This window comes from Streptomyces barringtoniae (assembly GCF_020819595.1).
Taxonomy (GTDB): Bacteria; Actinomycetota; Actinomycetes; order Streptomycetales; family Streptomycetaceae; genus Streptomyces; species Streptomyces barringtoniae.
Genome location: NZ_JAJHNP010000001.1, coordinates 1 through 24,687 on the forward strand (window position 1 = coordinate 1; position 24,687 = coordinate 24,687).

Genomic DNA, 24,687 nt, shown 5'->3' on the forward strand with positions numbered 1-24,687 from the left:
TGAACGGATCTCCTCGGCGCCCACCACAGAACCAGTGAGGTTCGAGACGAGCGGAATGCGGGGAGCCTGGAACTCAAGCACCTGCGCGATGCGCCGGAACTCCGCGAGCATGTCGTCCATGTGCGGCGAGTGGAAGGCGTGACTGACCGTCAGGCGCTTGATCTTCCGACCCTGCGCCTCGAAGGAGGCGGCGATCTCCAGTACGGCGTCCTCGTCACCGGCGACCACCACGGAGGTCGGACCGTTGACCGCGGCGATGCTCACCCGGTCGGTCAGGTACGGCGCGACCTCGTCCTCGGCAGCCTGCAATGCCACCATCGCACCACCGGACGGCAGCTCCTGCATCAGCCGGCCACGCGCCGCGACCAGCGTGCACGCGTCCTCCAGCGACAGCACACCCGCACAGTGCGCCGCCGCGATCTCACCGATCGAATGACCGGAGAGGAAGTCCGGGCGCACACCCCACGACTCCAGCAGCCGGAACAGCGCCACCTCCACCGCGAACAACGCGGGCTGCGTATACGCGGTGTCGTCGATCAGCCCGGCGTCGGACGAGCCCGGTTCGGCGAACAGTACGTCGCCCAGGGGGCGTTCGAGCTGTTCGTCCAGGTACCACAGCGCGTCGTCCAGCGCGTCGGCGAAGACCGGGTACTCCTCGTACAGCTCCCGGCCCATCCCCAGCCGCTGGCTGCCCTGGCCGGTGAAGAGGAACGCCAGCTTGCCGCCGGCGCGTGATCCCCTGATGGTGCCGGCGGACGCGTCGGCACCCGCCAGGGCGCCCAGCTGCCGCAGGAACTCGTCTCGGTCACCGGCGACCAGCACCGCCCGCTCGTCGAAGGCGGCACGACCGGTGGCGAGGGAGTAACCCACGTCTACCAGGTCCACGTCCTCGTCGGCCAGCAGCTGCGCGCGCAGACGGGCAGCCTGGTCCCGCAGTGCGTCCGCGTCCTTGGCGGACAGCGCCCACGGCACGACCGAGGGGACACGGACCGACGGGGTCTCACCCCGCTCCGCCTCGGCGATCGCCGGCGGCTCTTCGATGATGGTGTGGGCGTTGGTGCCGCTCATTCCGAAGGAGGACACGCCCGCCCGGCGCGGGCGGCCGGACTCCGGCCAGTCCTGGGCCTCGGTCAGCAGCTCGACCGCGCCCGCCGACCAGTCCACATGCGGCGTCGGCTCGTCGACGTGCAGCGTGCCCGGCAGTACGCCGTGCCGCATCGCCATCACCATCTTGATCACGCCGGCCACACCGGCGGCCGCCTGCGTGTGACCGATGTTCGACTTGATCGAGCCCAGCAGCAGCGGCCGGTCCTCGGGGCGCTCCTGGCCGTAGGTGGCCAGCAGCGCCTGTGCCTCGATCGGGTCGCCGAGCCTGGTGCCCGTTCCGTGGGCCTCGACCACGTCGACGTCCGCCGCGGAGAGCCTTGCGTTGGCCAGGGCCTGGCGAATGACGCGCTGCTGGGAGGGGCCGTTGGGGGCGGTCAGGCCGTTGCTGGCGCCGTCCTGGTTGATGGCCGATCCGCGGACGACCGCCAGCACGGGGTGGCCGTTGCGGCGGGCATCGGAGAGCCGCTCGACCAGGAGCATGCCGACGCCTTCGCCCCAGGCGGTGCCGTCGGCGGCCGCGGCGAAGGGCTTGCAGCGGCCGTCGGGGGCGAGGCCGCGCTGTCGGCTGAAGGCGATGAAGGAGCCGGGGTTGGCCATGACGGCCACACCGCCGGCGAGGGCGATGGAGCATTCGCCGCTGCGCAGCGCCTGGACGGCGAGGTGCAGGGCGGCCAGGGAGGAGGAGCAGGCGGTGTCGACCGTGACGGTGGGACCCTCGAAACCGAAGGTGTAGGCGATGCGGCCGGAGGCGACGCTCGCCGCGTTGCCGGTGACCAGGTAGCCTTCGATGCCTTCTTCGGCCTCGTGGAGGCGGGGGCCGTAATCCTGGTTCTCGGCGCCGACGAAGACGCCTGCCTGATGGCCGCGGAATTCACCGGGGTCGATTCCGGCGCGTTCGAACGCCTCCCAGGAGGTTTCCAGTAGCAGTCGCTGCTGGGGATCCATTGCGAGTGCCTCGCGCGGGGAGATCCCGAAGAATGCGGGGTCGAACCGGTCGGCGTCGTGCAGGAATCCGCCTTCGCGGGCATAGCTGGTGCCGGGGTTGTCGGGGTCGGGGTCGTACAGGCCGGAAATATCCCAGCCGCGTCCGGCGGGGAATTCGGAAATCGCGTCGGTGCCGGAGAGTGCCAGCCGCCACAGGTCCTCGGGCGAGTGCACGTTTCCGGGGTAGCGGCAGCCGATTCCCACGATGGCGACGGGCTCGTCGTCCGCGGCGCCGGCGGCGTGGATGCCGGCGCCGGCGGGCTGCGGGGTCAGGCCGAGGATCTCGGTGCGCAGCAGGCGGGCCAGGGCGGCCGGTGTGGGGTGGTCGAACGCGAGGGTGACCGGCAGCTTCAGGCCGGTGGCCGCGGTGAGCCTGCTGTGCAGGTCGACGGCGGCGAGCGAGTCGAAGCCGAGGTCGAGGAAGGGGCGGTGGGGGTCGAGGGCCTGCGGGGCGTTGTCCCGCAGGGCGGCCCGCACCAGGGTGACGACCCAGTCGGTCAGCTGCTGTTCCTGCTCGGCCTCGGACAGGCCGCTGAGCCGCTCCCGCCAGGACGGCCGGTTCTCGGTCGTCCGGTCCGGCGCGTCGTTCGGACCCAGGTCCTTCACGTCGCTGTGCTCGGGCGTGAAATCCTCGGATCCACTCATCAACGCGCTCCATTACCCTGACAGACAGAATCCAACGACCATTTCACAGCCTGCCATGGGTGGGGTGCGCGAGAAACCCCTCCAAACCCCCTATGAACCCCTATCTTCGGGTGCCGGACAAGGGTTCTGCGTCGGTGCGCAACGGGAGTTCCCTGCGTTTCGCGATGATCGCCGAGGGGGGTGTTCCGGAGGTATTTCCGTTGCCTTGACGGCTTCCCGGCACCCCGTCGAGAATGCGCTCGACAAGGACGAAAAGTCAAGAATACGACTGCAATTCACCAGTCAGAAGGGAGCGCGTGCTCATGCGCGTCCTGTTCGTCGCCTATCCGGCCATCGGCCATGTCTTCCCGACGGTTCCGCTTGCCTGGGCCCTGCGTGCGGCCGGTCACGAGGTGCTGGTCGCGACCGGGTGCACCGGTCTGGAAGCGGCCAACGCCGGTCTGCACGTGGCGGATGTCGCCCCGGGCCTGGACATGGAGAGCTTCTTCCAGGAAACCGTTCCGGACCTGCTGACGCGGGTGCGGAACCCGGAGGGTCCGGATCCGATCGCCGGCATCCAGCTGTTCGCCCACCTCAACGACCATCTGACCGACGCGATCGTACGCACCGCGGAGGCGTTCCGCCCCGATCTGGTGGTCTACGAGCAGATCTTCGTCTCGGCGCTGATCGCCGCTCGCAAGCTGGGCGTGCCCGCCGTGCAGCACAACTTCGGTTTCGCGCGCGGGGCGGACATCCGTGCGATGACCGTCGCCCAGCTCGGCGAGACCATGCGCCGGCACGGTGTGGAGGGGGTGCCCGAGCGGGTCACGACCCTCGACATCGCGCCGCCGAGCATGGTGGAACCCGAGCCGGACGGCTGGTCGATGCGGCCGGTGCCGTACAACAGCGGTGCGGTGCTGCCGGACTGGGTGCTGCGGCGGCCGGAGCGGCCGCGCATCGGTGTCACTCTCGGCACGGCGTCGGTCCATGTCACGGGGCTGGGTCCGGTCCAGCGGCTGCTGGCCGCGGCCGAGTCGGTGGACGCGGAGTTCGTGCTGGCCCTCGGTGACGTCGACACCACCACGCTCGGTGAACTGCCCGCGAACGTGCGGGTGGTGGGCTGGGTGCCGCTGACGATGCTGCTGCGCACCTGTGTCGGCGCGGTGCACCACGGCGGTTCGGGGACCACACTTGCGGCGCTGAACGCCGGTGTGCCGCAGATCGTCCTGCCGGACGGCGCGGACCGTTTCGTCAACGCGGCCGCGGTGCACGACCGCGGCGCGGGCATCAGTGCCCGGGCCGAGGACATCGACGCGCAGTTGCTGCGGCAGCTGGTGGCGGACGACAAGATGCGTGCGGTCGCGGCGGAGGTGCGGGAGGAGATCGAGGGCATGCCCACTCCCGCGCTCGTGGTGCCGCGGCTGGAGGAACTGGCCGCCGGCTGAGTCCTGCGGACACCGGAAGCGGAGGGGCGACGGGGGAGTCGCCCCTCCGGTTCCCGGGGGAGGGACAGATGGTCTGTGGGGTCAGCGGCGCCGGTGGCCGCGCCGGGGGGCGGGCTGTCGCTCCAGGAAGGGCGCGAGCAGTCCGGGTACGGCCTCTTCGGCCAGGGTGAGCCCGTCGGGCACGGCCACGTCGCGGACCTTGTAGCAGTGGTCGCCTGCCGCCGTGGCGGCTCCCAGGGTGAGCAGGCCGGCGCGCCGCTGGAAGAAGGACCGCGAGACGCTCCAGCCGATGATCGCCTCGCGCTGCAGAGCGACCGTGCGGTGCGAGAAGGTGCCGTAACGGGTCACCAGGTAGCGGCCGTGCAGGGCGTGGCCGAGGGTGCGGTAGGCGTCGCGGGCGAGCGTTGCGGTGACTGGGAGGAGCAGCACCGCGCAGGCGGCGGCCACGTAGAGCAGTGGTGTCCACAGCAGCGCGCCGAGCACGGCGGGTACGGCGGTGATCAGCGCCGTGACGGTCAGCCCGCGATTGACGCGGCGGCGCAGGGCGACGCGCGGATGCGGCCGGAGCCGGGTGACGGTGGTGGGCGACTCGGTCTCGCCGAGTACGTCGGCGGCGACCCGGAGTGCCTCGGCGCGCGGTACGGGGGGTGTGAGCATCCGCCGTTTGCGGTTCTCGTCCCGGTCGCCCAGGCCGCTGGCGACGGCGTTGAGCCGGGCGCCGCCCGCCCATCGCAGCAGCATGGTCTCGCTGAGCTCCACTCCGCGCAGCCGGCGTTCCTCGATGGTGACGGACCGGGTGACGAGCAGTCCGCGCCGCACTCGGAGGGTGCCGGGGTCCTCGCGCTCGAGGCGGTATCCGTACCAGCCCTCGGTGAAGGTGGCGGTGGAGCCGATCATGCCGAGGGCGACGAGGATCAGCACGGTGACCAGGATTCCGAACCACAGCGGGACGGACCCGTAGCGGTGCTCGATGTCCTTGACGAAGCCGAGTTCGAGCGGGTCGATGCGCATCTCGTGCAGCGTGCGGTAGACGGTGCCGACGCCGAGCAGGACACCGCCGACGCCCCAGATGGTCAGGGGCGCGTAGCGGATCCAGGACCAGTCCAGGTCGGCGATGGTCGCGTCGTGTTCGTCGGCGACGTGTCCGCGCACCGTGTCACGGCGACTGAGCAGCCGTTGCCTCAGTTCGGTGCCCTGTGCCCGGCTGACGCCGTCGAGGGAGAGCCGCCGGCTGGAGGCGGAGGTCTGGTCGCCGGTGCCGATACGGACCGAGGTGAGTCCGAACAGGCGGTGGACCGGGTTGGCGGTCAGGTCGACGCCGCGGATCCGGTCGAGCCGGACGGAGCGGTGGCTGCGGAAAAGCAGTCCCGAGCGCAGTTCGATCTTCTCGCCGGTGATGCGGTAACGGGTCGTCAGGAACCGCATCAGACCGATGCCGGTGATCACCAGGGCGGTGATCGCCAGGGAGCCGAGAGTGATCAGTGCCTGCAGGTTCAAGGTCCCGCCGGAGACCAGCAGGGTGCCGGCGCAGGACGCGACCGGCGCGGCCAGGACGCTCAGGTGGACCAGGATCAGGCGGGCGTTGAGCCGCTGCCAGGAGTCGGCCGGCTCCGTGGCCACCGTGCGGTCCACCGCGGTCTGCTGGGTCATGTGGCGTCTCCGGGCGCGGCCTGTGCGTACTTGGTGAGGTGCTCGACGACGTCGGTGGCGACCCGCTGGTCGAGCCCCTTGATCTTCACCGCTCCGGCGCTGGAGGCGGTGGTCACCGTCACGCCGGACAGTCCGAACATCTGCTGGATCGGTCCGCGCAGGATGTCGACGGTCTGGACCCGGGCGAGCGGGACCACGCGCCAGCGCTGCCACAGCCAGCCCGAGGCGGCGTAGACGGCTTCGTCGGTGGTCTCCCAGCGGTGCACCCGGTAGCGCCAGGCCGGCATGATCGCCATGTAGGCCAGGCCGGGGACCAGCGTCGCCGCCAGGCACCAGCCGAACCAGGTGCGGGCCGGCGGGATGAAGAGGTAGAGCACCGCGAACACGATCGGCAGGGGCAGTGCGAAGATCGACGACTGCGTGGTCCACCAGGCGATGGCCCGGCGCTCGACGCGATTGCGCGGCGGCCGGAGCCTCACGTCATCCATGTCTTTCTGCTTCCAGTCCGGGGGGGGCGGCCGGCCGTTACGCGGCGGTCACCGCGTGGCGGTGTCGGCGTGCTGTTCGGGCCGGCTGGGGACGGTGGTTTCGGCGCCCTCTGCGTTCAGCCGGCGGCGACGGGCCAGCAGGACTCCGGTGCGGGCCAGCACCATGGCGAGCGACATGAACACGAAGGCGTTGGCGTAGACGTCCTGCCCGCTGAGCTTGTAGTCGATGCTGAACTTGATGATGCCCTGGGGGAACCAGTGTTCCGTGCCGTAGGCGAACAGCACCCGGCTGCTGGACAAGACGATCCAGAGCACAGCGTATCCGATGCCTCCGCGGGTGTAGATCTCGCCCGAGGCCTCACGGTGGGCGGGGAGGAGTGCTCCGGCGATCAGGCCGCAGATGGCGCCGACTCCGATACCGGCGAGCTGCAGCGACACGTCGTTCCCGGCTGTCGGCAGCGAGTGCACGAACAGCGCGATGACGATGGCGACCGCGAGGAGCGAGCGCAGCATGCGCATGTTGGTGACTTTTCTGCGCCCCAGGTCGGTGGCGAGAATGATGGTGAGGATCGTCGCGCTGGCGATGAGCGCAGTGAGGAACGGGCTCATGTGAGGTGTGGCCTTTCGTGGTGGCGCTCATCTGCCTGCGCCGTTGCATCCAACGTAGGCCGGGGTGGTGCGTCGCCGGGACGACCGACCGGTTGAACCGGCTGTCCACCGACCGGTGGACACGGCGGGGGGCCGCAGGTGGTACGACTTGTGCTGTGCGCACTCACACCCAGGTGAACGTGGCGGAGCGACGCGGCGGCCGGCCGCCCGAGGCGGGCAACCGGTGGTTCGCCCTGTGGGACGGCTACTTCGCCATCAGCTACGCCGTGACCACCGTGCTGCTGTTCACCACCAGCGGTGACCAGGCCTACCGGGCCATGGCGATCGGCGCCCTGACGCTGGGCGTGCCGTGGTACGCGGCGCTCGGCCGTGGCCTGATGGTGCACAACACGGGCCACCGGAGCTTCGGCCCGCGCAACCTGGTCTTCGGGGTCGGTCTGTTCCTGCTGTTCACGGTCGCCACCGCGTGCGACATCGCCGCGTCGTTCGCGTTGTTCGCCGTGGTGCCCATGCTGATGATGGCGCTGTCCACCACCCCGGCGATCGCGGTGGTGCTGCTGGCCAACCTGGTGCCGGTGACGGTGGTGTGGCTGACCGGCGGGCAGATCGGCGCGGTGCTGCCCATCTCGCTGCTGGGCATCGCGCTGTCGGTGTTGCAGGGGCTGTGGATCACCCGGGTGGTGCGGCAGAGCAGGGAACGCGCCGAGCTGATCGAGGAGTTGCGGCAAAGCCGTGAGCAGTTGGCTCAGCTGTCCCGCGAGGCGGGGATCGCCGCGGAGCGCGAGCGGCTGGCCCGGGAGATCCACGACACGCTGGCTCAGGGGCTGACCAGCATCATCAGTCTGGTGCAGGCCGCGGAGTCGGAGGTGGCCGAGTTGCCCGAGCTGGCCTGCAGGCATCTGGAGCTGGCCGGGCGGGTGGCGAAGGACAGTCTGGTGGAGGCGAGGGAGTTCGTCGCGGCGCTGACGCCTCCCTCGCTGCGCGAGAGTTCGCTGGCGCAGGCGGTCCAGCGGCAGGCGGACAACCTGGTGGCGCAGACCGGGCTGACGGTGCGGTGCCGTGTGGAGGGTCCGGAGGTGCCGTTGCCGATGGCGGTCGGCGTGGTCCTGCTGCGCACGGTGCAGGAGGCCTTCGCGAATGTGCGCAAGCACGCCTCGCGGGCCCGGTGCGTGGACGTGGTGCTGAGCTATGCGCCGGACAGGGTGGGGCTGCTGGTCCGTGACGACGGTGAGGGTTTCGAAGTACGCCTGGACGACAAGGGTTTCGGGCTGAGCGGCATGCGGGCACGGGTGCAGGAGATCAACGGGGAGGCCACCGTCACGAGCCGGCCCGGCCGGGGCACGGCCATCGAGGTGACGGTCCCGTTGGCGGCTGCCGGGGAGCTCGCCGATGAGCGATGAGAAGGCGGACGGCAAGAAGATGACGAAGCACACCGAGCCGGCGGCCGGGGACGGCCTGCGGGTCCTGCTCGCCGACGATCATCCGGTGGTACGGGAGGGGCTGTGCGCCATCCTGGAGTCCGCGGACGGCATCAGCGTCGTCGGTCAGGCCGGCTCCGGGGAGGAGGCGGTTGCGCTCACGGCCCGGCTCCAACCCGACATCGTGCTGCTGGACCTGCGGATGGGCGGCATGGACGGGGTGGCCGCCACCGGGCACATCCTGCGCCAATGCCCGCGCACCAAGGTCGTCATCGTCACCACGTACGAGAGTGACGCGGACATCCTGCGCGCGGTGGAGGCGGGTGCCGCCGGGTATCTGCTCAAGGGCAGCAGCCGGGCGGAGCTGATCCACGCGGTGCTGGCCGCAGCCCGGGGTGAGACCGTGCTGACGCCGTCGCTGGCGGGCAAGCTGGTCCGGGCTCGGACGGTGGACGTCCCGCAGCTGTCGGAGCGCGAGTGCGAGGTGCTGCGCCTGGTCAGCCAGGGGCTGACGAACGCGGAGATCGGGCGGAAGCTGTTCATCGGCGAGGCGACCGTGAAGACCCACCTGCTGCGGGCGTACCGGAAGCTGGACGTGACCGACCGGACCGCCGCCGCCGTCACCGCGTTCGAGCGCGGGCTGTTGTGACGGCGGCGAGGTCCTGGAACGGCCCGCCCCGGCGGTGGGCCGCGTGGCCCGGGCGGGGGTCAGGCGATACCGGCGAGACTGCTGTCGGAGAGCTTGGACGGCAGGTCACGGCGCCGTTTTACGTTCAACTTCCGGTAGATGCGGGTCAGATGCTGCTCCACGGTGCTCACCGTGACGTAGAGCTTGGTGGCGATCTCCCGGTTGGTGTGCCCGTGTGCGGCGAGGACGGCGACGCGCGACTCGGCCTCGGTGAGGGCCTCGGCCTCGCGGGAGACGTCACCGTCGCGGCCGCCGGCCGGATCGGCGTCGGCGTCGCCCGGCATCAGCTCCTGGCACAGCGGTTCCGCGCCGCAGGCCTTGGCCACGTGCCACGCCTTGCGGACCAGCAGCCGGGCCCGGTTGAAGTCGCCGAGCGACCGGTAACTGTTGCCCAGTTCACCCAGGGCTGCGGCCAGGTGCAGCCGGTCGTCGCTGTTCTCCAGGATCTCCACGGACTCGTTGAGCAGCTGCAGCCGGCGCTTGACCTCCACGGTGCGGGCCAGGACGAGGAGCTGGGCGCCACGGGTACGGCTGGGGGCCGCCCCGCCGCGGCGCGGCTGCCGCTCGGCCAGGGCTCGGGCTCGCTCCGGCTCGCCGAGGGCCAGCCACGCCTCGGCGGCGTCGACGCGCCAGGGCACGAGTTCCGGGGCGTCGAGTCCCCACTTCTCCATCAGCCTGCCGCAGGTCAGGAAGTTCTCCACGGCGGCGTGGTAGCGGCCGGTGGCCAGATGGCAGCGGCCCCTGGCGCGGATGTACTGCAGGCCCAGCAGGGTGTCGAACAGCGCTTCGGGGACGGGCTGCTCCAGCAGGACCACGGCCTCGTCGTGCCGGCCCATGCCGACTTCCGCCTGGATCAGCGTGCTGAGCGGGAGCGCGATGCCGATGCCCCAACTCTGCAGCGAGATCAGCGACAGGGCGGCGCGGGCGTGGTGCGCGGCGCCGGGGAGGTCGCCCTGGCGCAGCGCGATGTCGCCCCGTACCGCGGACAGCAGCGCCTGCCAGCCGGGCGCGCGCCGCGTGGAGCACTCGCCGAGCAGCCGCTCGCACCAGGCCAGCGCCAGGTCGGCCCGGTCGGCGTAGATGAGCGCCAGGAGCGAGAAGACCAGCGGCTGCAGGGAGTTGTCGCTGATGCGGTGCCGCTGCAGCAGGCGCTGGGCCTCGGCGACAGCGTTGTCGCCGAGGGTGCCGGTCAGTGCGGCGGAGATGGCCGAGGCGGCCAGAGCGTGTGCGTCATCGACGGTGCCGCGGCCGCCGGGGGCCGGGTCCCGGCGCGGTTCGGCTTCCGGGAGAACCGGTTCCAGCGAGGGGCTGATCATCGTCAGCCAGCGGCGCGCGGACTCCAGGGCGGCCGCCTGGTGCGCGGGCGGCCGCTCCGGGCCCTGGGACAGGGCGTGCACCACGTCACTGGCCTGGCCGAGCCGTCCGGACCATCCGAGGTAGGACACCGACGTGGCGAGGTCGCCGCCGGGCAGCCGCTCCGGGTCGAGTTCGGCCGTCAGCTGCGGCAGATGGGCCTCGGCGGCTGCGGGGTTGAGCCGCCACACCAGGCTGACGAGCCGGGACTTGATCGCCGTCCGCGTCACGCGGTCCCGGCAGGCCTGGTGGGCCAGTTCCAGACAGCGCAGCGCCACCTCGATGTCGTCGTCGATCAGCGCGTACTCGGCCGCCTCCTGCAGGACGGGGATCATGCCGGGGTCGACGTCCTGCCGACCGCACAGCAGGTGCTGGGCCACCTCCAGGGCCGAGGCGCCGTCGCGGTGCAGGAGGGCCGCGGCCCGCTGGTGCAGCGACGCGAGGGTCTGGGGCGGCGTGACCTCCAGAACGGCGGCGCGGGCCGACGGATCGCGGAAGGCTCCGCCGTGGAGCACCGCGCACCGGACGAGGTCCTGCACACCCTGTTCCGCCTGCTGGGCCTGGATGCCGAGCACCTGGCCGAGCAGGGTGGGCGAGCCGGCGTCGCCGAGCACGGCGACGCCCCGGGCGACGGTCAGCATGTCCGGCTCGCCGCGGTGCAGACAGTCCCGCACGGCCTGGGCGTACTTGTCGGCCGGTACGACGCGCTGGAAGGGTTCGTTGCGATCGGCGGCGCCCAGGCAGTCCTCGAGCAGCGCACGCAGCAGCAGCGGGTTGCCGCCGGTCATGGCGTGGAACTCCGGGGCCAGCCGGGCGACCAGCGCGGGAACGAAGTGGCCGGCGATGACGCCTGCGGTGCCCTGCGGGGACAGCATGCCGACGTGGATGCGGCTGCAGTGGGGCTGGCGCAGTAGTTCGGCGTGGAACACGAGCTGTTCCTGGCGCAGCCGGGTGGCCTCGGTGAGCACGATCAGGATGTGTGCCTGCCGTATTCGCCGGGCCAGGTAGAGGAGAAATTGCAAAGATTCTTCGTCGGCGCAGTGGACATCGTCGATCGCGATGACGATCGGATGTTCATGGGCGAGTTGCAGAAGGGCCCAGGCGGCATAGGGCATGGGCCGCATTCGGTCGCGCTGGCTCGTTTCGTGCGCTGCCTCGTCCATCAGTCGCAGCGCCTCGGCGCGGACTTCGGGGGCCATTGAGGCGTGGTCAAAAATCTTTCTCAGGATACCGAAGGGCAAAGCGCTTTCTGCGCGGGAAGCAGTCGCGTCGAGCAGTATCGCGCCCTCGTCGATCGCCTGCTCGGTAAAGGCTTGCAGTAGTTCGGTCTTGCCACTGGCGACCGGGCCGCTGAGCAGGGCGACGCGGCCCCGTCCGGTGCCGGCGCTGAGCAACTGCTCGTTCAGTGCGCTCAGGTGGCTCTCTCGTTCGACCAACTTCGATGACAAGGTCATTTTTATCCCCCGAAAACCGCTGTCCGCCCGAATCACTGAGTGGGGCAGGACGCGGCGGTGGTGTGCTGAAGAGCGGTGACTTCTGGGGCGGCGGAATGCATTCGAATCGGGCATCGCGGGCCTGATCGCAGCCGGGGGACCGCTGGTCAGCACGGTCCCCCCGGGGGGTCAGGTAAGGGAAGCGCTCCCACTGGGGAGGGAGGTGCTGAGCGTCTCCGAGACGATCTTCAGGATCTCTTCCTGGTGGTTCGCCAGGAAGAAATGACCGCCCGAGAACACACGCAGGTCGAACGCCCCGGTGGTGTGACCGCGCCACGCCTCGGCTTCCTCCAGGCTGGTCCTGGGGTCGTTGTCGCCGGTCAGCACGGTGATCGGGGCGCTCACCGTGAGCCCGGGGGCGGCACGGTAGTTCTCGATCGCGGTGTAGTCGCTGCGGATCGCGGGCAGCACCATCCGCAGGATCTCCTCGTCGCCGAGGATCTGGGCGTCCGTTCCGCTCAGCAGCCGCATCTCCTCGACGATTCCGTCGTCGTCGCGCCGGTGGACGTTTTCGTCACGGTACCGCGACGGGGCCCGGCGGCCCGAGGCGAACACGGCGAGAGGCACGAGGCCGAGGTCGCGTTCCAGACGCCTGGTCACCTCGAAAGCAAGCACTGCTCCCATGCTGTGCCCGAACAGCGCCACCGGGCGGTCCAGCCACGGCTCGAGCTCGGCCGCGATCGCGTCCGCGTATTCACCGATGTCCTCGACGGCCGGATCCATGCGGCGATCCTGTCGTCCCGGGTACTGCACCGAGACGACATCCACCTCGGGAGACAGCGCGCGTGACATCGGGAAGTAGAAGGGTGCCGACCCGCCGGCGTGCGGGAGGCATACGAGACGCACTCCGCTCTCCGCAGCGGGGTGGAAACGACGTATCCAACGGCTGGGGTCCTGGAATTCACCCACTGCACCAAAACTCTTTCCTGAGATTGTCTGTCAGCGACAAGGACGACCCTCCTGTGCCGGTCTCGAACACGGTCATCGCTGCCGAATCCTTTCCGGCACTTCCTGCCGTCGCCTCGACCAATCCATGTCTAGCAGAGGGCTTGATCTAGGGGGTACCCCTAGGTTTGGGGCCGCGCTCCGCGGGAACCGAACGGGGCACTGGGGCTACTGGTGGTTCCATTTACCGACCCGTGTTCGATGTAGCGTTACTCACACCCCTGTCGGCTCGAAGCACGCCTGACGGACGAGGGCGGTGATGCGTTCCAGCGTCGGTTCCCGGAGAATTTCGGGCAGCCGGGCCATGAAGGCCTCCTCGGCGGCGGTGCCGAGCAGTGCGCGGCCCACGCCGGCGAGCATCGCCAGGAGCGACAACGAGTCACCGCCCAGTCGGTGGAAGTCGGACTGCCCGTCCAGCCGGGACCGTTCGACCCCGAGCGTGCGCGCCCATGTCCCGGCCACCGCCTCCGCGACCGGGTCGGCGAGGAAGGCCGCGCGCGGGGCGCCGTGCACGCCGCCGTCGGGCTCGCCCCCGAGCGGGTCCGGCAGGGCCCGTACGTCCACCTTGCCGCTGACCGTGTACGGCAGTTCGGGCACCACGACCAGGGCGGCGGGAATCATGTGGGCCGGCAGCCGCTCGGCCAGGAATCCCCTCAGCTCCCCCGTACCGACCGCTTTGTTCGCCAGCAGGTAGCCGTACAGTGCCTTGCCCGTGTGGCCCGCCGTCGCCCGCGCAACCACCACGGCCCGGTCCACCGCCGGGTGCTCCTCCAGCGCCCGCGCCACCTCGGCCGGCTCCACCCGATGACCACGTATCTTGACCTGGTCGTCGATGCGCCCGACGAACTGCAGCTCTCCGGACGGCAGGACGCGGGCCAGGTCGCCGGTGCGGTAGACGCGGGTGCCGTCGGCGAGGCTGGGGAAGCGTTCCCGGTCGAGGTCGGGCCGGCCGAGGTAGCCGCGGGCCAGCTGGGCACCGCCGAGATACATCTCGCCCACCTCGCCGGGGGCGACGAACCGCCGCTCGGCGTCGAGCAGGAACACCGTGGTGTTGTCCGCGGGCAGGCCGATGGGTACGACCGTCCCCTCGAGGTCGGTCTCCTCGTCGTAGGTGTGCGCGGTGCAGCCGATGGTGGCCTCGGTCGGCCCGTACAGGTTGATGATCCGGCACTTCGGCCCGAACATCTCCTGGGCCCGGGCGGCGACCTCCACGCGCAGTTGCTCACCCACCACGACCACGCTGCGGTAACCGTCCGGCGCGATGTCCAGCCCGCCGATCAGGTCGAGGTGGGAGGGGGTCAGGTTCAGCATGTTGGCCCGCGTCCCGGTCAACAGGCGGCGCAGCGACAGGTGATGGGGGTCGTCTCGCATCAGCACCACCTCGCCGCCCGTCAGCAGCGGCAGGAAGACGGAGGTGCCGGAGACGTCGAAGGAGGGGGAGGTGAGCAGCGGCAGGCAGGTGTCGGCGTCGACGCCGAACTCGCGGGTGGCCCAGTGCACGTAGTTGAGCAGATTGCGGTGCTCGATCTGCACCCCCTTGGGTCGGCCGGTCGACCCGGAGGTGTAGATGACGTAGGCAAGGTCGTTGGGGTGGGTCTCCGCGTCATCCGGCCGCGGGTCGTCCGCCGGGGTACCGCCTGCGGCGAGGGCGTCCAGCGGCAACGTGCGGCAGCCGACCGGGAAGCAGTTGCGCTCCTGATACGGGGCCTCGACCAGGCACAGGGTGCTGCCCGAGTCCGTCAGCAGCTCGGACAGGCGCCTGTCCGGGTGACGTACGTCCAGCGGGAGATAGCAGGCGCCCGCCCTCAGGACGCCCCACAGGCCCGCGATCGACGCCACCGTGCGGCCGGCGAGCAGTCCGACCACGGTGCCGGGCCCCGCGCCCAGGCGGCGCAGCTCGGCCGCGACCGCGTCGGCGCGACGGCTGAGTTCCAGGTAACTCACCTCGCCCTCCGGGCCGCTCAGTGCGGTGCGGTACGGCGTGCGCTCGACCTGCTCGCGGAAGAGCCGTACCACCGACTCCTCGCCGGGCAGCGGCTGTTGGGGGCGGTTGCCGGCCCAACGGCGGTTCGCCCGGGGCGAGAGCGCCTCCTCGACGGTGTCCAGCAGCGCGTCGGCCCGGGCCGCGACGTCCGGGCCGTCGTACCAGCTCACGGTGATCTCCGTGCGTCCGGGAAGTTCCACCAGGCCGATCTCGGGCGGGCCGCCGGGAGTCATGCCGCCCAGCGCGTAGACCGCGGTGGCCCGGAATCCGTCGGCGCTGAAGTCGTCGGGGTCGACGGCGCCCAGGTGCGAGACGCAGGCCCGTCCGCTGTACCGGTCCGCGTCGGCGGCGGCGCGGTCGAGGTGAGCGATGCCCTCGCGCAGCATCGGCAGCGGCAGTTCCATGATCGCCGGATCGGTTCCGCCCGCCAGGTCGAGGTTGTCCGCCAGGGCGGCCAGCAGCCGGCTCTGCACCTGCTCCCAGCCGTCACCCGCACCCACCTCCAGGTCGACGGCGTGGGAGAGGGCGGCGGTGGACCGCAGCTCCGGCAGGTGACGGCGCAGATCCACCGGGATGTGGAACCGGCCCGGGCCATGGGCGGCCGCCACGGCCGCCGCCACCTTGGAAGTGGCCGCGAGATGGGTGCCGTCAACGGTGCGGCGGCGCCACAACAGACCCCCGTGTTCCCGTGGTCGGGGACCGAGCGGCGAGCGGAACGACAGTGCGCGGTCGGTGGCGCGGGGCGGTTCGCCGTCCGGGTGCAACCGCCGCAGCAACTCCTCGATGCCGTCGTCGGCCGCGCCCATCGGGTCCTCGCCGCGCAGCGCACGGAAGACGTCGCGCGCCCACATCAGCAGGCCGCGGCCGTCCATCACGGCGTGGTCGGCACGGAACACCACGGTGGCCGGGCTGCCGGGCACCAACAGCACCTCGCCGGTCGCCGTCAGCTCGTCGAAGGGCTCTCTCAGCGCCGGAGCGTCGAGCCGCGCCGGGCCGAGGGAGCCGGCCTCCAGCACGCGTACGGCGGGGGCCACACCGCTGTCCACCCAGCGATCTTCGTGCCGCACCAGCCGGACCCCGCGATGCACGCGGGCCGCTGCGGCGACCGCCGCCGTCAGCCGGCTCGGCGAGATCGTCCCGTCGCCCTCGACGAGGTGATGCATCACCCTCAGCTCGGGCTCGATGCCGAGAAAGGCCCATTCCAGCGGGGCCACTTTCCTCACGAAAGATGCCAACTCAATCACTTCTCCCCCATTCGGCGGCGCCGGATGCGCACGGCGAAGGCGCCCCGCCCGCCCACGGCAGACGCGGGGTGTTCTCCATGCATCCACGTCTAGGCCATCACCGCACCCACGACAGCCCCTAGCGCCCGCCGTTTCCCGCACCCGACACCCCTGCGATCCCCTGGGGAGGCGCCTCGCACCCGGACGCAGCCTGCACGCGGCCCTGTGTGACGGGGTCGCAGGTCCGATGCCCACGGCCGGGGAGGAGTGCTCCTGCAGGTCCCTGCCCGGGGCGGCTGCAGCCCATTGACGGCCACTCACCCCGTTCCTACACTCCGTTCCTGCACGCGGAAATCGATTTCATGGCTGCCGATGGGCGGCTTCATTTCCCCCATACGCAGCCCACCATGGTGGACCTGCTCGGACAGCGACGGAGACCGCTCATGCGCTCGCGGCACTGGTCACCCTCGTCCTCGCACTCCTGCCGAGCGCCGCCCGAGCCGACCGGGAGACGACGCGCACGGCGGCGGTCGGCGCCGCGACCTTCACCAACCCCGTCCGACAGCACGTCAGCGACCCGTACGTTCTGAGCACGCCCCCGCCCGGCCCTTGCCGAATCTCGCGTGTTCCCGGCCCAGGTCCTTGAAATCGATATCACAGACGCTAGGGTGTGGGCCGATACCGCGAACACGGGCTCTGGGCCAGGTATCTGACACAGACACAGCCCCTCACCGACCTCCCCGCCCTTGTCATGATCATGTAAGCAAGAGAGGCCCTGCACATGACCAGACCCGCCCGCGCCGGACGCGCGGTCCGGACCGCCCTGGCCCTGCTGCTCACCGCGGCATCCGCGGCGCTGACCGCGCAGGGCGCGCAGGCCGCGACCGCTGCCACCCAGGAGGTCGCCTACCGCGGCTACCACCTCCGCGTCCCGGCCGACTGGCCGGTCATCGATCTGGCCACCGCGCCGGACACCTGTGTGCGCTTCGACGTACACGCCGTCTACCTCGGCCACCCCGCGGGCCAGGAGCACTGCCCCACCCACCTCGTGGGACGCACCGAGGCCCTGCTCATCGAGCCCCTGGACGGCACCGGCACCGCGGCCGTCGACCGCGACACGCTCGTCGCGCCGAAGGGAACCGCGACCTACGCCCCCGGGCGCACCACCGCGGCCGAGCCCGGCGAGATCCGGCTGGCCGTGCCCTCCGCCGGGGTCATCGCCACCGCCACGTACGGCACCGGCAAGGCGTCGGCCGAGCGGATCCTGCGCACCGGCCGGCTCGACGGCCGGGCCCGGCCAGGCGCGAGCGGCACGCGGCCCGGCGCCGGCCGTACCCCGAAAGCGACCGCCTCCGCCGCCGCCCTGGCCATCACCGCACAGCCCGGCACCTACACCGGCAAGGGCTTCGACACATGCGCCGCCCCGAGCACCTCCACGATGAACGCCTGGGGAGCCTCCCCCTACCGGGCCGTGAGCGTGTACATCGGCGGCAACAGCCGCGCCTGTGCCCAGCCCGCTCTCACCTCGTCCTGGGTGAGCACCGTGACCGGCAACGGCTGGCACCTGATCCCGACGTACGTCGGCTCGCAGGCGCCCTGCTCCTCCTTCGGCCACACGGTCTCCACCGATCCGGCCACCGCCCGCAGCCAGGGCACCGCGGAGGCCGACGACGCCGTCGCCCAGGCGCAGGCGCTCGGGATCCCGGCCGACAGCGTCCTCTACAACGACATGGAGGGCTACGACAACACCAACTCCTCCTGCAGCACCGGCGTCCTGAACTACCTCTCCGCCTGGACCGCCGAACTGCACGCGCGCGGCTACCGCTCCGGTGTCTACTCCAGCGCCGGCTCCGGCATGCGCGACCTGGCCGCCCAGTACACCACCGGCGCCTACACCCTGCCGGACCACATCTGGTTCGCCTGGTGGAACGGCGTCGCCGACACCGACGCCGGCACCTACGTGCCCGCCGCCGACTGGGCCGACCACCAGCGCATCCACCAGCACTTCGGTGGGACCGACGAGACCTGGGGCGGCGTCACCGTCAACATCGACGGCGACTACCTCGACGTCGACGGCGGCGGCAGCGTTCCCCCGCCGTCGGCCAAGTACTGGGTGGACACCTTCGCCACCGCGCCGGTGTACGCCTCGCCGACCAGCCCCGCCCGGACCGGCACCCTGAACGCGGGCACCAACTACGTCTACTGCAAGGCATGGGGCCGTCAGGTCGGTGACGCCACGACCTACAACCACTGGTGGCTCAAGACCGACCCCGACACCGGACCGGCGGGCCAGTACGTCTCCGCCTACTACCTCTCCCGCTGGGGAAACGACGAGGCCAGGGACGACAACGGCACCGTCATACCGGACTGCTGACCACGGTGCCTCCGGCGGGCCACCCCCGCCGCAGGCACGCTTCCGACCCTTTTGGAAATCGATTTCACCACTCACTCTCCTCTGGAGCCGCCCCATGCGCACAGCCGCCAGACCCTGGCGCACTGCCGCCGGCATAGCCACCGCCCTGCTGCTGATCCTCGCCCCGGGAACGGCGAGCGCGGCGCCCGCCGCCACCGCTCTCCCCTCGGCCCCGGAGAGCGACTTCTTCTCCACCGTGCAGATCGACTCGGGAGCCACCGTCGGCGCACCGGCCGTCGGGGACAACGCCAACCACGGCGACCTGTGGCCCAACTGCTGGTCGGACGACGACAACGTCTACGGCGCCTACGGTGACGGCGTCGGCTTCAACGCCCCCTTCAGCGACATCGGGGTCGCCCGCATCTCCGGCACCCCCGGAAACCTCCAGGGCACCAGCCTGGCCCAGGGCGACGCCGTCGGCCAGGTGTGGACGGCCGACCACACCCGCAAGCCCACCGGAATGGCCTGTGTGGACGGCAACCTCTACCTCGCCGTGCAGGACCTGGCCACCGACTTCAACGACGCCCCCGCCGCCACCATCGCCAGGTCGACCGACCACGGCCGCACCTGGACCTGGGACCGGACGGCTCCGATGTTCCCGGGCGGCGTCTTCACCACGGTCATGTTCCTCGACTACGGCAAGGCCTACGCCAACGCGCCAGACGGCTATGTCTACGCCTACGGCCTGGACCACAACTGGCGGGACTCGTTCAACGACCGGGTGCCCGACCCGGAGGACGTCTACCTCGCCCGGGTGCCCCGGGCGTCCGTACTGGACCGCTCCGCCTGGCAGTTCGTCAACGGCTTCGACTCCGCCGGCAACCCGACCTGGTCCTCCGACATCAACCAGCGCAGCGCGGTCCTGCACGACGACCGCCACGTCTACCAGAACGTCTACACCGCCGGCCGGGCGCACAACCTGACCACCATCAGCCAGGGCGGCATCGTCTACGACAAGCCGTTGAACCGCTACCTCTACACCTCGTGGACCGAGTACACCTTCGAGTTCTACGAGTCACCCACCCCGTGGGGCCCGTGGAGGCACTTCGAGACCAAGGACTTCGGCGGCTACCCCTGGACCCAAACCAAGCACGGCGGCTATGCCACCACCATCCCCTCGAAGTACATCAGCGCCGACGGCAAGTCGGTGTGGCTGCAGTCCAACGTCTGCCCCTGCGGCGGCGGCTACCCGGCGAACGACAACTGGGCCTACACCTTCTCGCTGCGCCGGATGCATCTCGAACCGCGGGTGCCGTCCGCCCCGTCCAACGCCGCGGACCCGGCCCGCAACCTCGCCCGTGAGCCCGGCGCGGTGGGCATCGAGCGCGCCACGCACTACGGCAACGTCCAGTTCTACAACGACGGCAACCGGAACCAGTCCGACGACGACTGGAACGACGAGAACAAGACGGCGAGCTGGTGGGGCTACACCTGGCCGCGCAGCTACACGCTGGACCGGGTCGTCTACACCACCGGCGACATGTTCTCCGACGGCGGCTGGTTCGCGCAGAACCTCCGGGTGCAGGTCCGCACCAACGGCACCTGGACGGACGTGGCCGGGCTCCGCACGTCGCCGGCCTACCCGTACGACTCCTCCGCGGGGCCGAACCACACCTACCAGTTCGACTTCACGCCGACCTCCGGCGATGGTGTGCGGATCACCGGCGTGCCCGGCGGCACGAAGACCTTCACGTCCATCGGCGAACTGGAGGCGTACTACAGCGGAGGCGCATCGGGGGCGCCCGTCAAGTACTACGCCGACACCTCTCCCACCGCGCCGGTGTACGCCTCGCCGACCAGCACTACCCAGACCGGCACCCTGAACGCGGGCACCAACTACGTCTACTGCAAGGCATGGGGCCGTCAGATCGGTGACGCCACGAGCTACAACCACTGGTGGCTGAAGACCGACCCCGACACCGGACCGGCGGGCCAGTACGTCTCCGCCTACTACCTCTCCCGCTGGGGAAACGACGAGGCCAGGGACGACAACGGCACCGTCATACCGGACTGCTGACCACGGTGCCTCCGGCGGGCCACCAGTGCCCGCCGGAGCAGGCGGGCAAAGTGATATCCATCACAGCGGACTCGGCATCTAGGCGTCCCGCATAGTAGACGCGGCTCCGATGACATAGGGGATTTGTCCGGCTTGCCACCGGCGCGAACGGTTCACCGAGCCACGACGCGACGCCCGCTCGGCGCCTTCCCCTATCCGCCGGACATGCCTCTTTTCTGACGGGACGCCAGACATCAGCAAACGTCGCGGAAGCGAACCCGACATCTCTTCGCTCGGCTGACAAGAGCCCTCCGGGTCTACTAGGCGCGGTAGTGGAAGCCGCCCTTTGCGCTCCTTGTGAAGCCCTCCCGAAAATGAGCGCCCGGCGATCACCGAACGAGGTTGACGAATGGCCAAGCACCGCAAGTCGCAGCAGTACCGGCGCATAGTCGTCGCCGCCGTCGCCATCGGAACCGTGGGCGTGCCGTCCGTCGCGCTGGCCTGTTCCGACTGGCCGTACGGCGGCAAGGACCGGGCGGACGTCGCCGCGACGAGCACGCCCGGGCAGCCGCAGCACCACGGTCACCGGCACCATCACCATCACCACCGCAACGACCACCACCACGCCGGCACGCCGCAGGCCACCGCGTCGCCCAGGCACCGGCCCACCGCGCACCCGAGCACCAGCACGAAGACCACGGCCCCCACGCCCCGGACGACCGCCGCTCCCAGCACCAGCAAGCCGGCGCCCACGGCCACCGCGTCGAGCGTCACGGCGCGCGTCGTACAGCTCGTGAACGCCGAGCGCGCCAAGGTGGGTTGCCGTCCCCTGACCGTGAACGCGAAGCTGGCGAAGGCGGCGCAGGCCCACAGCGCGGACATGGCGGCCCACCAGAACATGTCGCACACCGGGTCCGACGGGTCGTCGCCCGGTGACCGCATCACGCGGGCCGGCTACAGCTGGAGCTCCTACGGCGAGAACGTCGCCTACGGGTACGCCACCCCGGACCAGGTCATGACGGGCTGGATGAACAGCCCCGGACACCGGGCCAACATCCTCGACTGCTCGTTCAAGGAGATCGGCGTCGGTCTCGCCCAGCCGGGCAGCTACTGGACCCAGGACTTCGGCGCCGCCCGTTGAGCGCGGGTCAGCCGCCCGCCAGGGGGTTCGGCAGGGGCAGGTAGCGGGCGTCCGCGCCGTCCGCGCCGGTCCAGCGCAGCAACAGGTTGGTCTTGCCGGGCAGCGTGGGCGAGGTGAGCAGGGCGGGGACCTCCGGCAGGTCGTGCCGGGCGAGTTCGCGGCGGGCGGCGGGCCAGGGGTCGAGTCCGGGATGGTGTTCGGCGAGGGCGGCGGCGATCTCGCTGAGGTGGTTGACGACCAGGCAGTACACCAGCCGCTCCCAGCCCGCCGCCCGGGTCACCTCCGGCAGCAGCTTGGCGCCCTCGGCGTCCCGGTACAGCACCTGGACCGGCGTGCCGGCCGCGTCCACGGCGACGAGGGTGTTCTGCAGGTGGGCCTCCAGGACGACCCCGTGGTCGTCGAACGCCGTGAGGACGGGCGGCACGACCTGCCGCAGATAGGCCTCCCACCAGGCCGCCGGTTCTGGTGCAGAGGCCAGCGGGCTGCCGTCGAAGCCCTCGGCGAGGCCGGCGGCGAGCAACGGGGTGGCGCCCGGCAGCAGGTGGCCGCGCAGTCCGTCGCGGACGAGGACGGCGAGCTCCTCGAAGGCGAAGGCGGCCGTGCGGTAGCCGCGGTCGCTCAGCCAGGCCGCGGTCGGCCCCATCGCCGCGAGGGCGTGCCGGGCGGCCGTGTCGGTACGGCGCAGTCTGTGCAGGTCGTGTCGCCACAGGCGGCGGATGTCGTTCGTGATGCGGACGTCCAGGCTGAACTTCAGGAACAGGTCGCGCCGGGGCTCGTACACCGTGCGGATCGCCGCCGTCGGCCAGGTGTCGAAGGCGGTCGTGCCGAGGCGCAGCAGGCGGCCGTCGGCGAAGGCCTCCGCCAGCTCGCGGCCCACCAGGTCCAGCTGCCAGGGGTGGGCCGGCAGCAGCCGGTAGCCGGGCGGCGCCGAGCCGAGCGCGTCCAGGGCGCGGGTGTCGCCCTCCTCGGCCACCTGGTCCTCGCGGACGCCGAGCAGCACCAGCGGGAAGCGGGCGTGCGCCTCGGGGGCGTACGGCAGCCAGGAGGCGACCGGGCCGCCGCCGCGCGCCTTGGGCGCCGGGTGGTACGGGTGGCCGCCGATCAGGGACTGCTCGGACCGCAGATACGGGTCGGCGGGCGCCGTCGCCCCGGCGCGGGCGGTGAGCAGGGCCGCGACCGCGTCCCTGCTGTCGATCATCTCGGCGGGCAGGTCGCCGCCGGGCAGCCCGGTGTGCCGGCGCAGCTCCTCGGCGACCAGTTTGACCAGCTCGGAGTGGCCGACACGGCGCCAGGTCCCGGCCGCGCAGACCTCGGGACCGGCGGGGCGCCGGCCGGCCCGCACGCGCAGCAGCCGCCCGCTCGGCAGCCGGTGGACCCGCAGGTCACCGGGACTCGCCAGCGGCTCGGCCACCTCGCGCAGCAGGCAGTTCAGCAGGGGCGCGGCCGCGTAGTCGTCGGCGCGGCCGCCGACGGCTCCGGTGGAGGGTGCTCCGGAGGAGGGTGAGGAGTCCACGCGATCCATTCGTTTCGTCCGGGGTGGTCGCGATCAGTATGTCTGTCGTCGCCGACAATCGTCCTCCGTGCACCGTGTACCCGAGGAGCCGACCGTGCACCGTCCTTCCGTCGCCGAGGCCCAGGTCGCCGAGGAGCTGGCCGCCGTCCGGCCCGGGCTGCTGCCCCGGTACTCGGCGGAGCTGCCGGGTGCCCGCGCCGCGGTGCTGACCCGGCTGTGGCGGGCGCTGGCCCATGAGCCGCTGCCGTGGGTCGCCGGCCGGGTGCGCGGCGCGCACAGCCTGGCGCTGCGGCTCGCCGACGGCCGCACCCTGTACGGGCCGCACGCGGACCCGTACGCCACGAGCGCCTACGTCACCGGCGTCCGCCTGGACCGGGAGCGGCATGTGGATCCGGCCGCGCTGATGACCGCCCTCGGGGTGCCCCACGGCGCCGCGTTCGCGGCCGAACTGGCCCACAGCGTCGCCTCGTTGGCGCTGTCGCGGGCCGACGCGGATCACCCGAAGGAGTGGCCGGACCGGGACTGGGAGTGGGAGCAGCGGGTGACGGACGGGCATCCGTACCACCCGGGCTGCCGTTCCCGGCCCGGTTTCTCGGTGGCGGAGCAGCTGGCGTACGGCCCGGAGCACCGGCCGGTGGTGGAGCTGGGGACGGTACCGGTGCCGGCGGACGGGTGCCTGGTGACGGGCGAGTGGCCACAGGAGCTGCGGGACGGCGAACGGCTGCTGCTGCCGGTGCACCCGTGGCAGGCGGAGCACGTCCTGAAGGGGCCGTACACGCCCTGGCGCCCGGCCCGCCCGCTGCTCTCCCTGCGCACCCTCGCGCTGCCGGAGGGACCGCATGTGAAGACCGCGCTGAGCGCCCGGCTGACATCGTCGGTGCGGGACATCTCGCCGTACTCGGTCCGGGCGGCCGCGCCCCTGTCCGCCCTCGGCGAGGAGCTGGCGGCGCACACCGAGGGCCTGCTGCACGTCACCCGCACGCTGGGCGCGGTCTCGGCCCACTCCCCCGACCTGGCCGCGCTGCTGCGGGAGTCGCCCGAGGTGTACGCCGGTCCTGGCGAGCGGGTCGTCCCCGTGGCCGCGCTCGCCACGACCGGCCTGCCCGGCTCCCCCGCCTGGCTGGCGGCGTTCACCCGGCTTGCGCTGACCGTGGGGCTGCGCCTCCTCGAGCTCGGCGTGGCCCTGGAGGCGCACGGCCAGAACCTGCTGGTGATCGTGTCGGCCGACGGCACCCCGCTGCGGCTGGTCTACCGCGACCTGGCCGACATCCGGATCAGCCCGGCCCGCCTGACCCGGCACGGCATCACCCCGCCGCCGCTGTCCGGCCGGCTGGTCACCGACGACGAAACGGCCCTGCGCCGCAAGCTGTTCGGCTCCCTGGTGGCGGGCGCCCTGGCCGGTACGGCGGGTTCGGGCCCGGCGCTGGGCGCGGCCCTGTCGGCCGCCGTCCCCGGCCTGCCGGACACCCCCGACCTGCGCGGCCTGCGCGAAGGCCCCCTGCCGGCCAAGGCGTTGACCCTGATGCGGCTGTCCCCGCAGACCCCGGGCGACCAGTGGACCTCCCTGCCGAACCCGCTCGTTTTGGAGCACGACCGGTCTGATCAATAAGATC

15 protein-coding genes are annotated in these 24,687 nt (G+C 71.5%); 7 read left to right on the forward strand and 8 right to left on the reverse strand.

Annotated features, from left to right (window positions below; genetic code table 11):
• Positions 1-2,739: type I polyketide synthase (locus tag LMU33_RS00005; protein WP_372477835.1), on the reverse strand; the 2,739-nt coding region annotated here is incomplete at its 3' end.
• A 299-nt stretch (positions 2,740-3,038) separates the two neighbouring features.
• On the opposite strand from LMU33_RS00005, the gene LMU33_RS00010 reads away from it, so the two are divergent.
• Complete coding sequence (locus tag LMU33_RS00010) at positions 3,039-4,160, forward strand: nucleotide disphospho-sugar-binding domain-containing protein (protein WP_228616051.1); 1,122 nt, start codon at positions 3,039-3,041, stop codon at positions 4,158-4,160.
• Between the two features lie 81 nt (positions 4,161-4,241).
• On the opposite strand, the gene LMU33_RS00015 is transcribed toward LMU33_RS00010, so the two are convergent.
• Genes LMU33_RS00015 through LMU33_RS00025 form a run of 3 tightly spaced genes read right to left on the reverse strand, consistent with a single transcriptional unit; the run spans position 4,242 to position 6,907 of the window.
• Positions 4,242-5,810: a PH domain-containing protein gene (locus LMU33_RS00015; RefSeq protein WP_228616053.1), complete on the reverse strand. Its 1,569-nt coding sequence runs from the start codon at positions 5,808-5,810 to the stop codon at positions 4,242-4,244.
• Positions 5,807-6,298 carry a PH domain-containing protein gene (locus tag LMU33_RS00020; RefSeq protein WP_228616055.1) on the reverse strand — a complete coding sequence of 164 codons (492 nt, stop codon included), beginning with the start codon at positions 6,296-6,298 and terminating at the stop codon, positions 5,807-5,809. Before LMU33_RS00020 ends, LMU33_RS00015 begins: the two co-directional genes overlap by 4 nt.
• 48 nt (positions 6,299-6,346) lie before the next feature.
• On the reverse strand, positions 6,347-6,907 hold the full coding sequence (locus LMU33_RS00025) for a hypothetical protein (RefSeq protein ID WP_228616057.1): 561 nt from the start codon (positions 6,905-6,907) through the stop codon (positions 6,347-6,349).
• A gap of 155 nt (positions 6,908-7,062) precedes the next feature.
• On the opposite strand from LMU33_RS00025, the gene LMU33_RS00030 reads away from it, so the two are divergent.
• Positions 7,063-8,307, forward strand: coding sequence for a sensor histidine kinase (locus LMU33_RS00030; protein WP_228616059.1), 1,245 nt, complete (start codon positions 7,063-7,065; stop codon positions 8,305-8,307).
• 19 nt (positions 8,308-8,326) lie between these two features.
• A complete protein-coding gene (locus LMU33_RS00035) occupies positions 8,327-8,974 on the forward strand; it encodes a response regulator (protein WP_228616832.1) in 648 nt (215 codons plus the stop codon).
• 59 nt (positions 8,975-9,033) lie between these two features.
• Here LMU33_RS00035 and LMU33_RS00040 read toward each other — a convergent pair whose 3' ends face one another.
• The 3 genes from LMU33_RS00040 to LMU33_RS00050 all read right to left on the reverse strand — a co-directional run bounded on the left by LMU33_RS00040 (position 9,034) and on the right by LMU33_RS00050 (position 16,002).
• Positions 9,034-11,820 (reverse strand): helix-turn-helix transcriptional regulator, encoded by a 2,787-nt coding sequence (locus tag LMU33_RS00040; RefSeq protein WP_228616061.1) that lies wholly within the window; start codon positions 11,818-11,820, stop codon positions 9,034-9,036.
• Between the two features lie 168 nt (positions 11,821-11,988).
• Entirely contained in the window at positions 11,989-12,768 is a 780-nt protein-coding gene (locus tag LMU33_RS00045; RefSeq protein WP_308280737.1) for a thioesterase II family protein, read from the reverse strand.
• A 249-nt stretch (positions 12,769-13,017) separates the two neighbouring features.
• Positions 13,018-16,002, reverse strand: coding sequence for a non-ribosomal peptide synthetase (locus tag LMU33_RS00050; RefSeq protein WP_228616063.1), 2,985 nt, complete (start codon positions 16,000-16,002; stop codon positions 13,018-13,020).
• 790 nt (positions 16,003-16,792) lie between these two features.
• Between LMU33_RS00050 and LMU33_RS00055 the strand changes: the two genes are divergently transcribed.
• The 3 genes from LMU33_RS00055 (at position 16,793) to LMU33_RS00065 (ending at position 21,561) form a co-directional block, all read left to right on the forward strand.
• Positions 16,793-18,385, forward strand: coding sequence for a DUF1906 domain-containing protein (locus tag LMU33_RS00055; protein ID WP_228616065.1), 1,593 nt, complete (start codon positions 16,793-16,795; stop codon positions 18,383-18,385).
• Between the two features lie 94 nt (positions 18,386-18,479).
• Entirely contained in the window at positions 18,480-20,441 is a 1,962-nt protein-coding gene (locus LMU33_RS41835) for a glycoside hydrolase family 183 protein (protein WP_372477836.1), read from the forward strand.
• Positions 20,442-20,829: 388 nt separating this feature from the next.
• Entirely contained in the window at positions 20,830-21,561 is a 732-nt protein-coding gene (locus tag LMU33_RS00065) for a CAP domain-containing protein (RefSeq protein WP_228616066.1), read from the forward strand.
• Between the two features lie 7 nt (positions 21,562-21,568).
• Here the strand turns inward: LMU33_RS00065 and LMU33_RS00070 are convergent, their stop codons facing one another.
• Complete coding sequence (locus tag LMU33_RS00070; protein ID WP_228616068.1) at positions 21,569-23,083, reverse strand: IucA/IucC family protein; 1,515 nt, start codon at positions 23,081-23,083, stop codon at positions 21,569-21,571.
• An 85-nt stretch (positions 23,084-23,168) separates the two neighbouring features.
• On the opposite strand from LMU33_RS00070, the gene LMU33_RS00075 reads away from it, so the two are divergent.
• On the forward strand, positions 23,169-24,683 hold the full coding sequence (locus tag LMU33_RS00075) for an IucA/IucC family protein (RefSeq protein WP_228616070.1): 1,515 nt from the start codon (positions 23,169-23,171) through the stop codon (positions 24,681-24,683).
• Positions 24,684-24,687 lie beyond the last annotated feature (4 nt).

Coding starts and splice junctions, on each gene's coding strand:
- LMU33_RS00010 (WP_228616051.1), top strand. CDS start 3,039: ATGCGCGTCCTGTTCGTCGCCTATCCGGCCATCGGCCATGTCTTCCCG.
- LMU33_RS00015 (WP_228616053.1), bottom strand. CDS start 5,810: ATGACCCAGCAGACCGCGGTGGACCGCACGGTGGCCACGGAGCCGGCC.
- LMU33_RS00020 (WP_228616055.1), bottom strand. CDS start 6,298: ATGGATGACGTGAGGCTCCGGCCGCCGCGCAATCGCGTCGAGCGCCGG.
- LMU33_RS00025 (WP_228616057.1), bottom strand. CDS start 6,907: ATGAGCCCGTTCCTCACTGCGCTCATCGCCAGCGCGACGATCCTCACC.
- LMU33_RS00035 (WP_228616832.1), top strand. CDS start 8,327: ATGACGAAGCACACCGAGCCGGCGGCCGGGGACGGCCTGCGGGTCCTG.
- LMU33_RS00040 (WP_228616061.1), bottom strand. CDS start 11,820: ATGACCTTGTCATCGAAGTTGGTCGAACGAGAGAGCCACCTGAGCGCA.
- LMU33_RS00055 (WP_228616065.1), top strand. CDS start 16,793: ATGACCAGACCCGCCCGCGCCGGACGCGCGGTCCGGACCGCCCTGGCC.
- LMU33_RS41835 (WP_372477836.1), top strand. CDS start 18,480: ATGCGCACAGCCGCCAGACCCTGGCGCACTGCCGCCGGCATAGCCACC.
- LMU33_RS00065 (WP_228616066.1), top strand. CDS start 20,830: ATGGCCAAGCACCGCAAGTCGCAGCAGTACCGGCGCATAGTCGTCGCC.
- LMU33_RS00070 (WP_228616068.1), bottom strand. CDS start 23,083: ATGGATCGCGTGGACTCCTCACCCTCCTCCGGAGCACCCTCCACCGGA.